This window comes from Rhizobium sp. CNPSo 3670 (genome assembly GCF_057784555.1).
In genome coordinates this window covers 137,513-155,345 of sequence record NZ_JBXSOL010000012.1, presented here as the reverse complement: position 1 = coordinate 155,345, position 17,833 = coordinate 137,513, and the positions used below count along the sequence as shown (strand labels likewise).

Sequence of the window (17,833 nt, the reverse complement as noted above, 5' to 3'; positions counted from 1 at the left end):
AGGCTCAGCAACCCAGTTTGCAACAAAACCGCTAAAAGCGCAGGCGCGCCAGAGGAGAACTTCTATGTATAGAATATCTGTGGACACAGGTGGCACCTTCACTGACGTTGTGGTGACGGACAAAGAAGGACGCCTTTTCATCGGAAAGGCACTGACCACACCCGAGCGCAGCTTCAAGGGTCTGTCCGCCGCTATTTCAAATGCTGCGGATCAGATCGGAATCAGCTTCGACGACCTGATCTCCCGGACTACGTTGCTGGTTTATGGCACCACGAGAGCGACGAACGCGATCGTTGAGCGCAAAACAGCCAAGACAGCACTGCTCGTCACCGCCGGCTTTCCCGACACTCTTATCTACCGGAACGGCGGTAAGCTGAACGCGGCACAGATCAACGCCGTTATCCCCCCACCTTATATCCCGCGCCGGATGACCTTCCAAGTTCCCGAGCGTATCAATGCGGAGGGCGGAATCGAAACTCCGCTCGACGTTCAGGCGACACGCGAGATTCTGCGCACGCTGCGTCGCCAGGAGATCGAAGCCGTTGCGGTGAGCCTGATATGGTCGATCGCGAACCCGGTTCATGAGCAGACGGTCGGCAAGTTGATCGAGGAAGAACTGCCGGGCGTGCCTTACACGCTGTCCTCTTCGCTCAATCCGATCATTCGCGAATATCCGCGCACCTCGTCCACCGCGATCGATGCTTCCTTGAAGCCCCTGATGCAGACCCATCTCGGTGATATCCGCAGCGACATCATGGCATCCGGCTTTAGAGGTGAACTGCTGGTCAGTGCTTCGTCGGGCGGCGTGATGCACATCGACGATATGGCCCAGAAGCCGATTTACATGGCGAAGTCTGGTCCTGCCATGGCGCCACTGGCCGGCATCGCCTACACCAAGGCCGAAGGAATGAACGATGACGTGATCATCGTCGATACCGGCGGCACGACCTTCGACGTCAGCCTCATTCGCGCGGGAACCATCAAATATACACGCGATACCTGGCTGGGAGCACCGCTGATCGGCACGCTGCTTGGAATGGCGACCGTTGACATTCGAAGCGTCGGCGCGGGCGGAGGTTCTATCGCCTGGATAGACTCTGGTGGACTCCTGCGGGTTGGCCCGCGTAGCGCCGGTTCAGTCCCGGGGCCTGCTTGCTATGGCAGAGGCGGAACAGAGGCCACCGTGACGGACTCGGCGGTCGCACTGGGTTATATAGACCCGGACCGGTTCCTGGGTGGCCGAATGAAGCTCGACAAGGACGCCGCGGTTGCGGCGATCTCGCCAATCGCCCGTAGTATCGGCAAGTCCGTCGAAGAAACAGCGGCGGCAATCCTCAAGCTGGCCAGCGAGACGATGATCAAGGCTATTGAGGACATTACCATCAATGACGGGGTGCATCCTGGTGACAGCGTTCTCGTTGCCGGCGGCGGTGCAGCTGGCCTGAACATTCTCTCCATTGCCCGCAGCCTCAACTGCAAATCAGTCATTATTCCGAAGACGGCAGGGGCGATCAGCGCATCCGGCGGCCAGTTCTCCGACGTCGCAATCGACTTTTCAGGCTCGAGCTTCACGTCGACGGCACAGTATGAACGCGAGAGGATCAAGAACGTCCTCGATGATCTTGCTGGCCGCGCCACCAAATTCGAAGCTGAGCTCCGCGAACGCGGTATCTCCAACTTTACGCGTCGCCTTTTCGTCCAAGCTCGGTATGAGCGTCAGCAGTTCGAGATGGAAGTTGAGTTGCCGATCGGTTGGATGGAGAACGCAGATGATCTGGCAACGTTGAGAGGCGTTTTCGACAGCCAATGCAATCGTCTCTACACCTTCTCGCGCCCAGAAGCCCCGATCGAAACGATCACCTGGCGCCTTCGCGTCGTCGCAGGCTTGCCTCAACCGAATATCGCATGGCGCAGGCCCGATACCGCTCACCCCGCCATCCGAAGCACAACTGCTTACTTTGACAACTTCGGCTTCGTGGAAACGACGGTTTTCGATGGAACGACTATTCCGTTGGAGACCACCATTGCCGGACCCGCCATTGTCGAAGAACCGACGACGACAATCGTCATCGATCCGGGCATAGCCGGAAAGCTGTCCAGCAATGGAAACTACATTTTTGAGTTTGGAGCGCACCATGCCTAAGGTCGACGACACTCCGAAATTTGACCCGGTGCTTCTTGCGGTCATGGCCAATCGCATTGACGCGATCGTCCGCGAAATGACCAGCACGGTCGTGCTTACTGCGTGCTCTAGCGTGATCGGCATGGCACGAGACTTTTCCTGCGCCATTCTAACGGCTGATCATCAGATCCTCAGCGCCGCCGAGGGCCTGCCAGTGCACGTGTTCGGTGGGAATCTGCAGAGCGAAAAGCTCGTCGAAATCCACCCCGGTCTGAAGGAAGGGGACGCGTTCATCAACAACGATCCCTACACGGGCAATTCCCACGCCGCAGACCACACGTTCCTCGTGCCGGTCTTCTACGAGGGCCAACATGTTTTCACCACCGCCGTCAAATGCCATCAGGCTGACTGCGGCAACAGTGTTCCAACCAGCTATCATGCGTCGGCCCGAGACATTTACGAGGAAGGCGCTCTGATCTTCCCGATGGTGCAGGTCCAAACGGACTACAAGGATAACCAGGACTTCATCCGCATGTGCCGGCGCCGCATCCGTGTGCCGGAGCAGTGGTACGGTGACTACCTCTCGGGTCTTTCGGCGGCACGCGCGGGCGAGCGGGCACTCAAGCAATTCATCGAGCAGTTTGGCTGGGAAAAGGTACGAGCCTTCAATTCTGCCTGGCTGGATTACTCCGAGCGCCGCGCTCTGGCCGCCATTCGAGCACTGCCGGCGGCCGACATCCGACGCGCCGGACGAATCGACGCCATGGGCCACTATCTGCCGGAGGCGATCGACGTAAACGTCCGGGTCAACGTCGACCCCGAAGAAGGCGTAGTCACGATTGATTTGCGTGATAACGTTGATTGCTTAGACAACGGTCTCAATCAGACTGAGGCAACGATCACGGCTATGGCGGTCACCGGGGTGATCAATTGCCTCGGCGAGGACCTTCCGCTCAACAGCGGAGCATTTCGGCGGATCAAATTGCTCCTGCGAGAGAACTGCTTAGTAGGCTTGCCCGAATTCCCTCACAGTTGCTCGGTGGCAACCACAATCGTCGGCGACGTTGTCTGCAACGCAATTCAGCTTGCGTTCACCGAACTTGGATTCGGCTACGGTGTCGCCGAAGGCAGCGTGTGCATGCCGGTGTCCATCGCGGTGATCTCTGGAAAGGATTTCCGAAAGCAGGACGCCGACTACGTCACTCAGCTGTTCCTGCTAGGCGGCGGGGGGCCTGCGGGGCCTCACGGAGACGGCCTGAATTACTACATCGATCCGGCCGGTGCAGGCCTTTGCTATCGCGACAGCGTCGAGATCGACGAACAGCGCTGCCCAATCCTCGTCAAGTCCATGCAACTTGTTCCAGGCTCTGCGGGAGCCGGGATGTGGCGTGGCGGGCTTGCTACGCGCGTCGAGTTCGGCCCACGGGCTGGGTCCATGACGGTCATCACAGATACGAACGGAACGGCGACCGTGCCTCGGGGAGCTCACGGCGGTCAGAACGGTGGTCTCGGCTTGAACACACGTCATCGCGGCGAGGAAACACTGGAAACCTTCAGCGGGCATGTATCCACGACCCTTCAGTCGGGCGAAACAGTCGTCGGACTTGATGCAGGCGGCGGTGGCTATGGCGACCCCCGGTCACGTCCGGCCGAACTCGTTCTTGAAGACGTACGCGAATGCTACGAGACGTTGGAAAGAGCCCGCGATGTCTATCGTGTCATACTTGTTCTGAATGAGCATGGCGAGGCGGTCGGCATCGACAAGCAGGCGACCGAGAGAGCCCGCGCAGCGTAGCGATCGTCAGACGCGAATAATGGTCAGCAGCGATCTGTGCGGAAGTATTCCTCACTGTCGCTGCTTATCGCACTAAGAGTTTTCGATCATCGTTTCGGAGCAAAGAAATGGTATCTCAATCATCTCGAAAGCGAATTGCCATCCTTGACGACTATCAGGCGGCAGCACTCAAGTCGGCCGACTGGACGTCCTTGGCAGAGCGCGCGGACATCGAAGTGTTCAGGGACAACGTGAAGGATCCGGTCAAGCTGGTGGAGCGTTTGTCGGAGTTCGAAATCATCTGCGTCATGCGCGAACGCACCCTGTTTCCCCGCGACGTGCTGTCGCGGCTGTCAAAGCTCGAATTGATTGCTTCGACGGCTGTGCGAAACGCCGCCATTGACATGGAAGCTGCATCCGATCTCGGCATTGCCGTTGCCTGGACGGATGGACTGCCATATGGCACGACAGAACTGACGTGGGGTCTTATTCTCAGCGCCATCCGTCGCATTCCACAGGAAACCGCATCGCTCAGAGCGGGCGGCTGGCAGACATCCGTCGGCCAGGACATTCACGGAAGAACGCTCGGAATCGTCGGCCTTGGCAACTTCGGCAAGGCCGTCGCAAAGGTGGGGCAAGCATTCGGTATGAATGTCATCGCCTGGAGCGCCAACCTGGACCCGGACGCCGCGGAAGCAATCGGGGTACGCGCCGTCCGCAAGAACGAGCTCTTCTCCCAGTCAGATGTCATCAGCATCCATATGGTGCTCAGCGAACGCTCGCGGGGGATTGTCGGCCGCACTGAATTGCAGATGATGAAGCCTTCCGCCTGGCTTATCAACACGTCCCGGGGTCCTTTGATCGACGAGGCAGCACTGATTGAGGTATTACGAGCCAATGCGATCGCCGGTGCGGCCCTCGATACCTACTCGGAGGAGCCACTTCCGATAGACCATCCCTTCCGGACATTGCAGAACGTCATTGCCACGCCGCATCTCGGCTTCGTGACCGAGGACACCTATCGCACCTTTTACGGACAGACTGTCGAAAATATCGCCGCCTGGCTGGACGGTAAGCCCACTCGAACGGCCTTGTCAGCGCGCGCTCGCTAAAATGCAGGTGGGCCACCCGATTGAGATGGCCCACCAAATTATCCGGCAGAAGATCAGGAACGTTTCAGCCGTTTACCAGCCTTTATATTCCTTGATCTTTTCCTTCGTAACGAGCACCGGCGCCAGCTTGCGGATCGGGTCCGAAGGCGTCTTTCCGTCGAGGATGGAAATTGCAAGTTCGCCGGCTTCCTTGCCAATCGCGCGGGGGCTCTGAGCAGCTGTGGCCACAATCATCTTGTCGTCACTTGCCATTTCTTCCTGGATTGCCGGCGAACCGTCGACGGTCGTAATCACGAGGTTGCGATTGGCCTGGGTCGCGGCAATACGAGCGCCGATAGCCATCTCCTCAGCGATGACGAAGGCACCATCGACCTTGTCAAAACGCTGCAGGAGACCCTGCATAACCTTCAGTCCGCCGTCGCGGATGCCGCCGCCGCTCTGATCGCTCGAAAGGATCTTCATGCCGGGATTTTCGGCGACCACCTTCTTGCAACCGTTGACACGGTCGATGATCGGCTGAATCGGCGGGCCGGGAATGATGACGATGTCGCCTTTGCCGCCTAGCCGGGAAGCAAGCTCCTTACAGGCCGTTTCGCCAGCGATCACATTGTCGGTCGCAACGCCGGCGTCGATGCCATCAGCGAGCGAGTCCGCGCCAACCACGACGATGCCCGCAGCTTTTGCACGCGCAATCGCGGGTGCAAGGGCTTTCGGGTCAGCGGCGACCAGGACAATGAAATTCATGCCGGCAGAGATGAAGCTGTCGATCTGGTTACTCTGCTTCGTGAGATCGTAGTCGGACGAGACCGTCGAGACCTTTGCATTTGGCGCGACCGCCTTCACTGCATCTTCGACACCCTTGGCGAGGATCACCTGGAAGGGATCGCCGGTGTTATTGACAGCTACGCCAACGCTCTTCAGTTCTGCGGCGCTCGCCGACCCGGTTATTGCAAGCATTGCCAATGCCGAAACCAAGGCTTTCGTTCCCATTTTCATTGTCATTCCTCCGTTGTGAAAGCCAGCGGCTTGTCCGATGGCACATGCGGCCGCCATCCCAACGATGGCGGCAACTGGTTTGAACTCTATGCAGCGGCCCTAGCCCGCTCGGTGGCCTGCCGATCAACTGCAACCGCTTCGCCGAATTCGTCGAAGACAAGCGCTACGCCATAGACGTCACGCGCTCGTTCCGGGGTTTCGTAGCGTTCGCGAACGTCTTCCAGCACGAGCTCGGCTGGCCGGGCTCGCGGATCACCATACCCCCCACCGCCGCTGTCGATACTGACGATGGTCTCGTTGGAGCTCAGGCGGGCTGCGATGTAGCCATCGAATACCTGTTCCGTTTCACCACCGACGAGGCGTGCATTGTAGCCGGCGAAGGCGTCCAGACCGCCGTGCGCTCCTCGCGGGGCGCTTTGTGCACCATTGGTAATGGCCATCACGGTCATGCCGTCTGCTCGCGGACCGAATTCTGCTCGCGTGGCGAGCCCCCCGCGATAAAGACCGGCGCCGGCCGAGCCGGCAACAAGACTCATCGAGCGAACCAGAATCGGGAACCGCTGCTCGTCGATCTCGATGCTATCGCGATAACAAACGCCGGCACCGCCTGGGACGATGTAGTAATTCAGCCCGTCACCCTTGGCAGACGCAGGTCCGCCGCCGCCCATCAGGAAGATCTGATTGACGTAGTCTGCTTCCGCTTTCCGAAAATCCTTTCCTGAAATCACTCCGGTCGAGGCGGGAAGGCAGACATTGCCTTCGGCGACGCCATAGCCATACCCGAGCTCCGTCAGCGCGTGCTGAACGACATTGCCCACTGTATCGGCGATCATCGTCGTTGCCACAGAACAGCTATGAGGGAACTGGGGAATGCCGACAGCGCAATTTTCGCGCAGGAGCACGCGAATTCGCCGGAAGGTGCCGCTATTGAGCGGCAGGTCATCGCCGAGGCAGTTGATCACGCCGGTGATCGCCATCGCGGTTACAGTGGCCTGGGTCTGATTGAGGCCGCTATCCAGGCAATCGACGTTATCGCGGAGATCGACGGTGATGAGTCCTGCGGTGGGATCGACGTCGACGGATGCGTTGACATCCAACCCGTCGGGGAGAAAATCCCCTAGAACGTCGATGCGACCCGAGCGCTTGATCCTGGCCGCGGGAAGCAATTTGATAGCGGCTTCGGCGCGACGTTCGGAATAGTCGAGCCAGGCGGCGTTAAAGGCCTTTACCTTCTCCCATCCGAATTGCTCAACGAATTGCTTGAGTGCCCGCTCGCCGGCGCGTGCCGCCGAAAGACCTGAAAGGTAGTCGCCGTACCACTGCTCCGGCACACGGATGCGACGCCGGCACATGCGGATGAAGTCTTGATTATCCTTATAATCCCGCTGGATCCGGACCATCGGGAAGATCAGCGCGCCTTCCTCGTAAATGTCACGAGCCGGCGCATTATACGTCGTCGGAGCGCTGTTACCGCAATCCGCCTGATGGCATTTCACGACGGTCGTGAAGATATGCTCGCCTTCGTGAAAAACAGGAACCAGGAAGGTGTGGTCAGCCGGATGCGAATTCCCCGTATAGGGGTCGTTGTTGAGAAAAGCATCCCCTTCCCTGCGGTCGGGATGCAGCTCTGCGAGCTTCTCGCCTTGCAGGTTTCCTCCGAATACATGCACAGGAATACCGTCGGCGGCGCTTAGGATTTTGTGGTCTCCAGTCAGGATCGCACACGAAAAGTCACGCGCCATGCCGATCACGCTCGAACAAGCCGTGAGCACAACTGTGCTCGTCATTTCTCGCACAATCGCGTCGATGCGATTGGCCATAACAGCGAGAAGAACGGGATCGAAGCTTTCGACCTGCTTTGCCTCCGTCATTGCGTCCTCCAAAAAAACAAAACTGATGTGTGAGTGTGGAGCAGCCGTTCTCGTTTAAAACTATCGGCCGCAGCAGCGTTCTAACGTGCCATCGGATCCTGTTCTCGCCGGTGGCTGCCAATCAGTGTTCTGTCGCTGCCATCCTCTTCACATCATTCCGAAAGGGCCACATGGCTTCACCGAGATATTCCAACCGCGGATCTCGCCGCTGCGGCTTGGCTGCAATCAACTGGATGCAGACGCAGGGATTGGCGGCTTTCGCGCGAACCCCGCGAGCAATCGCCAGACACCTTCGAGCGATCCAACATCCCGGCTCTATACAAATGCGTCTCCTCCACACATCAGCTGCTTTTGTACGCTCACCGCTGCGAATGAGATGGCGCCCAAACCTTCGGTACAAAGCTGAATGAATCCTCGCCGATGCGCTTGACCTTTCCGAAGGTCGGGAAGTCCGTATGCAAGCCAGCGATCATCTCGCCAGTTGCTGCGGCCGCGGACATCGTGCGCCTACGCGTTGAGACCGCCTGATCGGGATCAACGTCGAACACCACACCGATCTCGGGTGACTTGAACTGCAGGTGTGGTTGATGGACGATATCGCCCCAGATCAACAACGTCTCCGAGCCGGAACGAACCCGATAACCGGAATGGCCAGGCGTGTGGCCTGGCAGATAAATCAGGTCTATCCCGGGCAATATCTCCCCCGCTCGAACCCAGGTGAACTGGTTAAGAACCGGTCGGAGGGTTTGCGTGAACTCGATCTGCTCCTTCAGAAACGAATTCGAGACATAGCCATGATCCTTGAACCAGAACTCACGTTCGGCCTCGTGCGCAATGTACCGCGCATTGGGAAATGCAGATTGCCCCGAAGGCGTTACGGCACCCCCGGCGTGATCAGCATGAAGGTGCGTGAACAGGACATGGGTGATGTCACCGGGATTGAAGCCGAGCTGCGCCATTTCGGCGATCAGCCTTCCTTCGGAGTGACCGACTTCCCCGCCCACGCCGGTATCGACAAGGACTTTGGCGTTTTCACTCGTGATCAAGAAGCAATTGATGGTCACGGCCGAGGTTTCACCACGCAGGCTCTCGGCCTGCAGGCGAGCGACTTCCTCATTCGAAACGCCCGTCAGCAAGTCGGGCGGAAAATCGGTAAAGGTGTCCAGCAGCGACGTCACTCGCCGATCGCCGATCCAAATTGAATGGGTGTTGGACATCTGGCTGGAGGTTGTCACTCGTTCTGCTTCCTCATCACAGTAGCGCGCGGGCTTCCGACTTTGCACTTGTTGAGTTCTATAATTGACCTTCGATGTTCGATATTAGTGCATCTATCAGGCTGCGGTCAAGCCTTTCAATGCAGACCCGTATTTTTGGCCACAGCCGCCGAGAACCATAGGGATGGAGGCCGGAGCCCTTGGCAGCCCGACCTTGTGCCGATGCCGCCGCTTGACCAGCACCCCATAAAATCTCTATAATCGAACACTGATATCCGTTATTAGAACTTCTTCTAGCGGCCGGATCATACTTGAGCGTCTTAGGGAGAACTTATGACAGAACCACGCACTTACCTTGCAGTCTCCGGCTCGCTGAGGCGCGACTCCTTCAACACGGCTGCGCTACGCGCGTTGCAGACGCTCGCCCCGGCGCACGTTTCCATCGAGATTGCCGATATCTCGACGTTCCCACTTTATAATGATGATGCGCGGATCGAAGGTTATCCGGCGAGTGTTGATCGGTTCCGCGATCAGATCGCTCGCGCCGACGCCGTCATCATCGCTACGCCGGAATACAACTTTTCCGTTCCGGGGGTTTTGAAGAATGCGATTGATTGGGCATCACGTCCACCGAGCCAGCCATTTGATGGAAAACCGATCGCAATCCTTGGTGCAAGCACGGGAGCAATTGGAACGGCGCGAGCGCAGTACGACCTTCGCAAGATGATGGTGTACCTTAACGCCTTTCCGCTGAACAAGCCGGAGATCATGATTGGTCAAGCCGCAAGCAGATTCAGCCCGGATCTGCGGCTGACCGATGAAACCACCTGCGATTTCCTGTCTCAAATGCTTTCCGCTCTTGATGCCTGGGTGGCGCGTCTGAAGCAGTAGGGCGGTGTCCAACAGTCTCGGAACCGAGGGCGGCCGAGCGCAACATCCGTGTCTCGTCTCAACAGGTACTGAAAGGAGCGCCTTGATGAAGGCTGTAGTATTAAAGAAGTTTGGCAATCCTCCCGAAATGGCGATCGAAGAGCGATCCAATCCGTCACCGAAAGCGGGCGAAAGCCTCGTGAAGATCAAGACGGCGACGATCAATCAGCTCTCGAATACGATCCGGACCGGTGGCTTCCCAGCCGCCCGGACGCCGCTCATTCTCGGCAACGAAGGCGCCGGCATAATCGAAGAGAGCACTCAGTTCGCAAAGGGAACCCATGTTGCAATCCTTGGGGGGGCCGTTTTGGGCATCACCGAGGATGGGCTGTTCCAAGAATGGATTGCTGTTTCGGACAGCCGCCTTTTTGAAATTCCGAAATCCCTGACTTTCGAGCAGGCCGCGGGCATCACCGTGAACTATCTCACCGCCTATCGGGCATTGACTCGAGTTGGGAATCTGAAGGCCGGCGACCGTATTCTGGTTTCTGGCGGTACGGGGGCGGTCGGGCGCGCAGCAGTTGACGTCGCGCAAGCACTCGCAGCCTCGCCGATCGTACTTGTTTCTTCGCGTGAGAAAGCAGACAGCGCCAGGGCAGCCAGGGACGTCCCGGTCGTAGATCTGTCGGCCGGCGATGCTGTTCAGGCAATCAGGGAAGCCACGGATGGGCGTGGCGCCGATATCGCACTTGATCCAGTCGGAGGCGACGTCTTGGGCAAGATGCTCCTGGCGCTTGGTATGCGCGGGATCGCAATCTCAGTTGGGTCGACTGCCGGACGCAACGCAAATGTCGACGTTCTGGACATGATCATCCACGAGAAGCGTCTTGAAGCCTATAGCCTCCACGCCGAGACCGACGAGAATGTCAGGAAGGCCATGGATGATATCATCAATCTGATCAAAAATGGCCTCATCAAACCATTCGTCGATCGCGTCATACCGTTCTCCTCATTTGAGGAGGGTTATCAGCGTTTGTTGTCTCGCGAGGCACTAGGCTCGGTCGTTCTATCCATCGGATAAGCGGCAACCAGGCGACGCCGTCCGGACCGCTCGGGCCCTATGGGACAAACGCGAGCGGCCGGATTGGCCTTAGAGCTCGGAAAGCAGCTTCCGAGCTGCATCACTCGGCGGCGGGTAGGCGATTGGACTTGCAACAAGCCCAGTTCGGGCTTTCAACGCAACCGCGAGCTCGGCGAACAGGATGGGGGTGCCAATAGCATCGAGCACGGGGACGCCGTCCACCTGTCGCAAGCCATTTTCGGCTGCCATCACAGCGAGAACACCCTCAGCCGGAATAATGACCTGGGCGCCGGCTGCGATTGCGGTCCGGGCGCCGTCGATCAATCTATCCAGATAAGGGCCGGGCGACGACAGATTGGCATCAAGTTCAGCCTCGGGTACGTCGTCGCCAGGGATCAGATGCACACCGCTGACTCGGTCTTTCCATTTGTGGAGCGAGATCGATTTTTCGATGGTCGGCACGGCCATCTTATTCAATGTCACGAACGCGATGCGCGGGGCGGTCATCGAAGCGGCCATGAAGCATGCTTCTGACATCGATACGACCGGGATTCTGCCGAGAGAGCGCAACTCGGGCAGGATCGGCTCACTAAAGGAGGCGATGACAAAAACATCAGCTCCCGCGCGTTCGGCAGCAAGTAGGGATCTGACGAAATGAGGAGTGACGATCGAATGATACATGACCGGCGAGCCGATCACATCGTTCGTATCCAGGTCTCGGCCAAAAGCGCTATCCCGGCTGTTTAGGACAACTTCGGTGCCGGGACTCGCAACTTTCTTGAAATGCTCTGCAAGAGCCTTCTCATAGTGGGGATGATGGGCGAAGTTCAGGGTAGATTGATACCAAATCTTCATTGGAAAATCTCGCGATGGCGAATGTAGCATTTCTGGTGGCAACTGGTGTGGATCTCCGCCTCAAAGCAAACCACCACGGGAGCTCATGAACTCATGGATTCGTCGCTTCAGCAAGTCGCCATGGCGCCCTGGCCGTATTCGTGGCACCGACATCCACCATGACCTTGGCGATAGTCGCTCCCTCAACCCCGAGAAGGGTCGGACGCCCATTGTCGACGAAGGTGTAGCGCGCTTCGATGGGATAGACGTTGAGGTGCGCAACGTGATGACTAAACTCTTCGTCGAGCGCGCCAAACTGTTCGTCAAAGGCGAGACGCTGCTCGAGCCGGTTGGCAAAGACAAGCTCGAGCGCTGCCTGGTATTGATGGGACGGGTCGATATTTTTGCCGAGATCGGCGCCTTCTCCTGCATTGACGTATGTCTGCGGCAGAGTAAGGCGCATTTTCTGGATGGATGGCCAAGCTGCAAGCGCTGTCGCCAGGCGCCATGCATAGGTCCTGAATTGATCGACGCTCAAGCCGGGTCGTTGTTGCATGAGCGCCACGAATCCGAATTTGTGGTCTGACCCATTATGAATGGCGTCCGGATCTCGGTTGACTAAAGTCTTGTTGTTGCCGATGAGGACATCGAACTTGCCTGACGAATGTAGGAAGTTGGTGTCGTCACTGCCCAATATGCCGCCCTCGACGGCCGCATTCGCTTCGGCATCTGCCTCCGATTCAAATACCAACTCGGCGATACCGTCGATGTCGTAGCCGGTCGAGCCGATACTCACGTCCCTTACAGTCGGCCAGATCCCACCGTGGTCGGGGCTAAGGTGCAACTGCCTGTATTGAAACAGCTTCGGTCCGGTTGCGATGAGCGGCCCGTGCACATCCTTCCAATAGGATCTGAACAAAGGGATCGAGACCGAAGGCTTTCGGCGCAGTACGATAAAGAAGGATTTGACGCCGGGAGCGTCTCGCGAACTGAAATCCAATGTCATTTGTGTTTTCCATCCGAACGGCGCGATCGCATTTCCAGGATTGGATCGTGCTGTTGTATTTTCGGTTGTAGATCAGAAGTTCGAGCCGAGGCTCGCCCTCAGGCCGCATTCGCCATAGCGGCCTGAGGGCCCTCCCCGCGCGGCACGGGGAGGCGGGAGGATCAGAAATCGAACTGATCGATATTTTCCTTGGTGTAGATGAAAGGTTTGCCGAGCAGCACGGTGTCCTTGGAGATGAACTTCAACTTGCCAAGACGGCCAGCCTCAACACTTCCGGACGCCGGATCGACCTTGCCGTCGATAAGCATCTTAGCGAGATAGATGGCGCCGTAACCCATATCGAGCGGGTTCCACAGTACCGCTTCCTTAAGAGAGCCGTCCTTGAGATAGGGACGTGCAATCTTCGGGCCGGCAAGTCCGGTGACGGCGACCTTATCCAGCAGACCCAGTTGCTTAACTGCCTCGATTGCGCCTGGAATGGCCGCCGCGGTTGCGCAGATGACGCCCTTGGTCTGTGGGTTCGCCTGAAGGTAGCTCAGCGTCACGTTCTTCGCCTTCTCCACGTCTTCATCGCAAGGAAGCGTGGCGGCGAATTTCATCTTTGGATATTTCTCTGCAGCGTATTTCTTCATCTCCGCGATCCATTGGTTTTGGTTCGGCGCAGTCAGAAGAGCCGTAACAATCAAGAACTCCCCGTCGGTCGTCCCAGCCGCCCGAGACATCTGATCGGCCCAACTGCGACCGATATCTTCGAAGGTTGCCTGGTTGAGGAAGTAGCTTCGCCCGTCAGGACGCGTATCGGCATCCCACGTGATCACCTTGATGCCGGCCTGTTGGGCACGTTGGAGAGACGGGATCAGCGCATCTGGATCGTTAGCCGAAACCGCGATTGCGCTCACGCGGCGGCGAACCCAGCGGTCAATGATGTCGGCTTGTGCCGCGACATTGGCATCTACCGGGCCGTTGAACTCGAGCGTAATGCCGAGTTCCTTGGCCGCATCGGCTCCTCCCCGATTGCACGCGACGAAATAGGGATCCGATGTGAACTTAGGCAACATGCCGATCACGATGTCGCTCGCCGCGAAGGAATGACCTGCGGTGCTTGCCGCTACGGCCGCCCCTGCCGCCGCAACGCCCGCTGTCTGCAAGAAGCGCCGACGGTTCATATTTCCGAATGCATTAGTCATGCTCATTCCCCTTTATTGCCAAGATTGATGAGTCACTTCTCGATGCCGCACCCGTTGGGCACGCCCCATCGCTCGACGCCTGGCTTTCGCAGTGCGCCTGTTCAGTCCAAGGGGTGACTCAGAAACCCCTAGATTAGCTCCGGCCTTTCCGGAAAAACTCGTTCAGAAATACTCCGACGATCAAACAGCAACCAACGGCCACGAGACCGGCGTCGTTGCGAATGCCCGCGAACGCCAGACCATCCTGCAGATAGGTCAGGATAAGAACACCCATGATGGTTCCCGCGATCGTCCCAGATCCGCCCACGATGCGGGTCCCGCCAAGCACGACCATTGCAATGACGGTGAGTTCCAGGCCATACCCCGCGTTGCCGCGCGCAGTGGACGTGCGTGACGTCATGATAAGGCCTGCTACGCCGACGAGAAAACCGGTGAGTGTATAGACGGCGAGCTTGATCCGGTCGGTATTCACCCCGGAGAATTTTGCGGTCAGCTCGTTGTTGCCGATCGCATAAACGTATCTTCCGAAGACGGTACTCGATAGGACTATGCCGGCGGTGATGGCCAGCACGGCAAAGAAGATCAGCTGAACCGGGATGGCGTTGGCAATCCAGCTTTGACCGAAGATCCCGAACCACGCGGGAAAGCGAGACACGGCGTTCGCTTCGGAAACGGCATACGCTATCCCTCTGTACAGCGCGAACGTCCCAAGCGTCACCACAAGTGGATGAAGTCGCAAGGTCGTGATCAGCAGACCGTTGAAGAATCCGCCAAGGGTGCCAACGATCAGGCCGAGAATAATTGCGGCTTCCAGCGGTAGCCCTGCTTGGAAAGAGAACCCTATCGTGACCGATACCAAGGCAAGCAACGCCCCAACCGAGAGGTCGATGCCGCCTGTGATGATGATCATCGTCATGCCCAAGGCAATGATGCCGACTTCACCAAATTGCCGTGTTACGTCGAGAAGGCCGTATACGCTGAAATAGCCCGGGATGATGGCGCTCGTGACGAATAGCTGAACCACAAAGATCACAAAGAGGATCACCGTCTTGTTCAGGAAGTCGAAACCTGGTCCGGCGGCTGGATTTGTCTTGCTGACGCTGATCATGACTGCACCTTCGACATACGCTGGCGGATGCCGTCGAATGTGACGGCGGCGAGAATGAGGCCGCCCAGGACCAGGAGCTCGAAAGTCGCGGGCACTCGGTTCAAAGTCATGAAGTTGAGAATGACGCCGACAAGTATCGAGCCGATGATAGGGCCGAAAGTGGAACCACGGCCGCCAACAATGCTGGTTCCCCCCAATACGACCGCAGCGATAACTCTAAGCTCCAGTCCGGTTGCGGCTGTGGCTTGTAGTTGCCCCAGTTGACCCGCCATCACCGCAGCGGCCAAGCCCGTGCACATTCCCGCGAGGCAAAATGTCAGGATGCGAACGCGATTCACGGGCAGGCCGATCACCTCAGCAGCGCGGGTGTTTCCGCCGACGGCATATACGTTACGCCCGAAGGCCGTGTACTTGCTGACGGCATTGAAAACGAGGGCAACGATAATCATCATGGTGATCGGAGCAGGAAGCCAAAGCAGGGTTCCCTGTCCGAAGATGCGAGATGCATCGCCCAGTTGAAGCACATCCGCCCCAGCAAACACGAGAAGAAGCCCGCGTAGAATAAACTGCATGCCGATCGTTGTGATGATCGACGGCACCCTGCAATAGGTTGAGACCAGGCCGTTCAGCGTGCCCACACCAACGCCAAGAGCGAGTGCACCGCCAAGTGGCAGGATCCAGCCTCCGAATGCGACGGCCAGATTTGCGTAGACAAAGGCGCAGGTCGCAATCAGCGAACCGACGGATACGTCTATCTCACCGGCGATGATTACCTGATTAAGGGCAAGACCGATTATGGCGACGATAGCGACCTGCTCGACGATCGCAATCAGGTTTCCCGTTGCCAGAAATCCATTGGTCGTGAGTGAGCACACAAGAAGCATGACTGCCAGGAAGGCCGCCGATGGCGCTTCGGGCCTATGCGAAATTACGCGCCAAGACCGTAGCCAGGAACCGGCTTCAACATCAGGGCGCCAGTTGGACCGCAGAGACTTATCACGCATGGCTACCACTGTAGTGCTCCTGACCGGCAGCGGCGGCTCCTATAGCCTCTGCGCTGAACTGCTCTTTTGAGAATTCTCCGGTGATGCGTCCCTCGTGCATTACGAGGACCCGATCGGAGATCGCCATCACCTCGTTGAGTTCGGAGGAAATGACGATGACTGCCTTTCCCCGAGACGCGAGCTCGTCAATGATCCCGTAGATTTCGGATTTTGCGCCCACGTCAACACCCCTGGTCGGCTCGTCGAGGATAATGATGTCGGGGTCTGAGGCCAGCGTTTTTGCAATCAAAACCTTCTGCTGGTTTCCGCCGGAAAGAACCTGAACCGGCGCCCGAAGCGAAGCGCCCACGACGTGAAAACGCTGCGCCGATTCCGCAGCGAACCGGACCTCATGTTTCTTGGAGACCAGTCCCGACGAAGCGAAGCGCTTCAAAACGCTGAACGTGATGTTCTCAGAGATTGGAGAGGATAAAATCAGTCCTTGCGATCGACGCTCCTCAGGCAAATAGGCGATTCTGTGATTAATCGCATCCTTTGGAGAACGAAGCTCGACCGCTCGACCCTGAACATAAATTTTGCCAGATTCCGCCGGGGTCATCCCGAATATCGTTTGGGCGACCTCACTTCGCCCGGCGCCAATAAGCCCCGAGATGCCTAGAACCTCACCCCGACGGAGAGAGAACGAGACATTGCGTACGCGTCGGCCGCAGGAAACATCCTCTACACGGAGCACTTCATCGCCGAGAACATGTTGTTGACGCGTATAGAATTGATCAAGTGGTCGCCCAACCATGGCTCGAATGAGAGAGTCGATGGTAAACTGAGCTTTATCGCCCACCGTGATCATGTTGCCGTCGCGAAGGACCGCGATGGTATCGCTGATCTCGAAGATCTCATCGAGGCGATGGGAGATATAGATGATCGAAACGCCGTCCGCTTTCAGGCTTCGCACGACATCAAAGAGGTTGTTCGCTTCCCTCTCCGTTAGCGCAGCAGTCGGCTCGTCCATGATGATCAGCCGCGCATTTCGATTCAAAGCACGAGCGATTTCGACAAGTTTCGCGTTCGCAGCCGATAGTGCCTTCACCGGCAACATGACATCGAATGATGCCCCCAGCCTGCGTAGCAAGTCGCGAGCCTTTCTCTTCATGGCGGTCCAGTCAAACCCGCCCCAGTACAGGCGCGGGCGCTCGGTGCCCATGAAGATGTTTTCAACGATCGAGAGTTCGGGAAATAGGTCCAGCTCCTGGGGAATCATTACGATTCCGACGGCCTCACCGTCGCGAGGTGAGGCAAGTTTCACGACTTGACCGTTGATCTCGATCGAGCCCTCGTCGGCAGAATAAAGACCGTAAAGGCATTTAACGGTCGTGCTTTTCCCGGCACCGTTCTCGCCGCAAAGCGCAACGACTTCGCCTGGGCGAATCTCGAGCGTTACGCCGCGGCAGGCAAATGTACCGGCGAACTCTTTGCCGATTCCTCTCATCACGATGGCGTCCGATGACTGCATCGCTATGCTCCTTGAACCCCTGGTCCTTTTTTATTTTGTTCGATTTTCGAACCATAAAGACCTTATATCGGTCATAATATGTGCTTTACGCCCATCGTCAACCTTTAAATTTGCGAGTCGACGAAGCTTCCACCCTCGCTCGGA

14 protein-coding genes are annotated in these 17,833 nt (G+C 57.7%); 5 read left to right on the top strand and 9 right to left on the bottom strand.

Features of this window, described 5'->3' with window-relative positions; genetic code table 11:
* Window positions 1-64 precede the first annotated feature (64 nt).
* The 3 genes from AC13QO_RS15020 (at window position 65) to AC13QO_RS15010 (ending at window position 5,008) form a co-directional block, all read left to right on the top strand.
* Window positions 65-2,143 carry a hydantoinase/oxoprolinase family protein gene (locus AC13QO_RS15020; RefSeq protein ID WP_488541061.1) on the top strand — a complete coding sequence of 693 codons (2,079 nt, stop codon included), beginning with the start codon at window positions 65-67 and terminating at the stop codon, window positions 2,141-2,143.
* Complete coding sequence (locus AC13QO_RS15015) at window positions 2,136-3,917, top strand: hydantoinase B/oxoprolinase family protein (RefSeq protein WP_488541060.1); 1,782 nt, start codon at window positions 2,136-2,138, stop codon at window positions 3,915-3,917. The genes AC13QO_RS15020 and AC13QO_RS15015 overlap by 8 nt, the downstream gene beginning before the upstream one ends.
* A gap of 107 nt (window positions 3,918-4,024) precedes the next feature.
* The gene (locus AC13QO_RS15010; RefSeq protein ID WP_488541059.1) at window positions 4,025-5,008 is read left to right on the top strand and encodes a D-2-hydroxyacid dehydrogenase family protein; all 984 of its coding nucleotides are present in this window, start codon (window positions 4,025-4,027) and stop codon (window positions 5,006-5,008) included.
* 72 nt (window positions 5,009-5,080) lie between these two features.
* Here AC13QO_RS15010 and AC13QO_RS15005 read toward each other — a convergent pair whose 3' ends face one another.
* The 3 genes from AC13QO_RS15005 to AC13QO_RS14995 form a co-directional block, all read right to left on the bottom strand.
* The gene (locus AC13QO_RS15005; protein ID WP_488541058.1) at window positions 5,081-6,004 is read right to left on the bottom strand and encodes a substrate-binding domain-containing protein; all 924 of its coding nucleotides are present in this window, start codon (window positions 6,002-6,004) and stop codon (window positions 5,081-5,083) included.
* 86 nt (window positions 6,005-6,090) lie between these two features.
* Window positions 6,091-7,875 (bottom strand): hydantoinase B/oxoprolinase family protein, encoded by a 1,785-nt coding sequence (locus tag AC13QO_RS15000; RefSeq protein ID WP_488541057.1) that lies wholly within the window; start codon window positions 7,873-7,875, stop codon window positions 6,091-6,093.
* 359 nt (window positions 7,876-8,234) lie between these two features.
* A complete protein-coding gene (locus AC13QO_RS14995; RefSeq protein ID WP_488541056.1) occupies window positions 8,235-9,110 on the bottom strand; it encodes an MBL fold metallo-hydrolase in 876 nt (291 codons plus the stop codon).
* Between the two features lie 312 nt (window positions 9,111-9,422).
* Here AC13QO_RS14995 and AC13QO_RS14990 point away from each other — a divergent pair, with 312 nt between their 5' ends.
* The gene (locus AC13QO_RS14990; protein ID WP_488541055.1) at window positions 9,423-9,980 is read left to right on the top strand and encodes an NADPH-dependent FMN reductase; all 558 of its coding nucleotides are present in this window, start codon (window positions 9,423-9,425) and stop codon (window positions 9,978-9,980) included.
* 85 nt (window positions 9,981-10,065) lie between these two features.
* Complete coding sequence (locus tag AC13QO_RS14985; RefSeq protein ID WP_488541054.1) at window positions 10,066-11,040, top strand: quinone oxidoreductase family protein; 975 nt, start codon at window positions 10,066-10,068, stop codon at window positions 11,038-11,040.
* 69 nt (window positions 11,041-11,109) lie between these two features.
* Here AC13QO_RS14985 and AC13QO_RS14980 read toward each other — a convergent pair whose 3' ends face one another.
* From AC13QO_RS14980 to AC13QO_RS14955, 6 genes are all read right to left on the bottom strand, one after another.
* Window positions 11,110-11,895: an aspartate/glutamate racemase family protein gene (locus AC13QO_RS14980; protein WP_488541053.1), complete on the bottom strand. Its 786-nt coding sequence runs from the start codon at window positions 11,893-11,895 to the stop codon at window positions 11,110-11,112.
* A 91-nt stretch (window positions 11,896-11,986) separates the two neighbouring features.
* A complete protein-coding gene (locus AC13QO_RS14975; protein WP_488541052.1) occupies window positions 11,987-12,880 on the bottom strand; it encodes an EthD domain-containing protein in 894 nt (297 codons plus the stop codon).
* 161 nt (window positions 12,881-13,041) lie between these two features.
* Window positions 13,042-14,046 (bottom strand): autoinducer 2 ABC transporter substrate-binding protein, encoded by a 1,005-nt coding sequence (locus tag AC13QO_RS14970; RefSeq protein WP_488541051.1) that lies wholly within the window; start codon window positions 14,044-14,046, stop codon window positions 13,042-13,044.
* Window positions 14,047-14,200: 154 nt separating this feature from the next.
* A complete protein-coding gene (locus AC13QO_RS14965; protein WP_488541050.1) occupies window positions 14,201-15,175 on the bottom strand; it encodes an ABC transporter permease in 975 nt (324 codons plus the stop codon).
* Window positions 15,172-16,179 (bottom strand): ABC transporter permease, encoded by a 1,008-nt coding sequence (locus tag AC13QO_RS14960; RefSeq protein ID WP_488541110.1) that lies wholly within the window; start codon window positions 16,177-16,179, stop codon window positions 15,172-15,174. Before AC13QO_RS14960 ends, AC13QO_RS14965 begins: the two co-directional genes overlap by 4 nt.
* Window positions 16,172-17,689 carry a sugar ABC transporter ATP-binding protein gene (locus AC13QO_RS14955; RefSeq protein WP_488541049.1) on the bottom strand — a complete coding sequence of 506 codons (1,518 nt, stop codon included), beginning with the start codon at window positions 17,687-17,689 and terminating at the stop codon, window positions 16,172-16,174. Before AC13QO_RS14955 ends, AC13QO_RS14960 begins: the two co-directional genes overlap by 8 nt.
* Window positions 17,690-17,833: the final 144 nt, after the last annotated feature.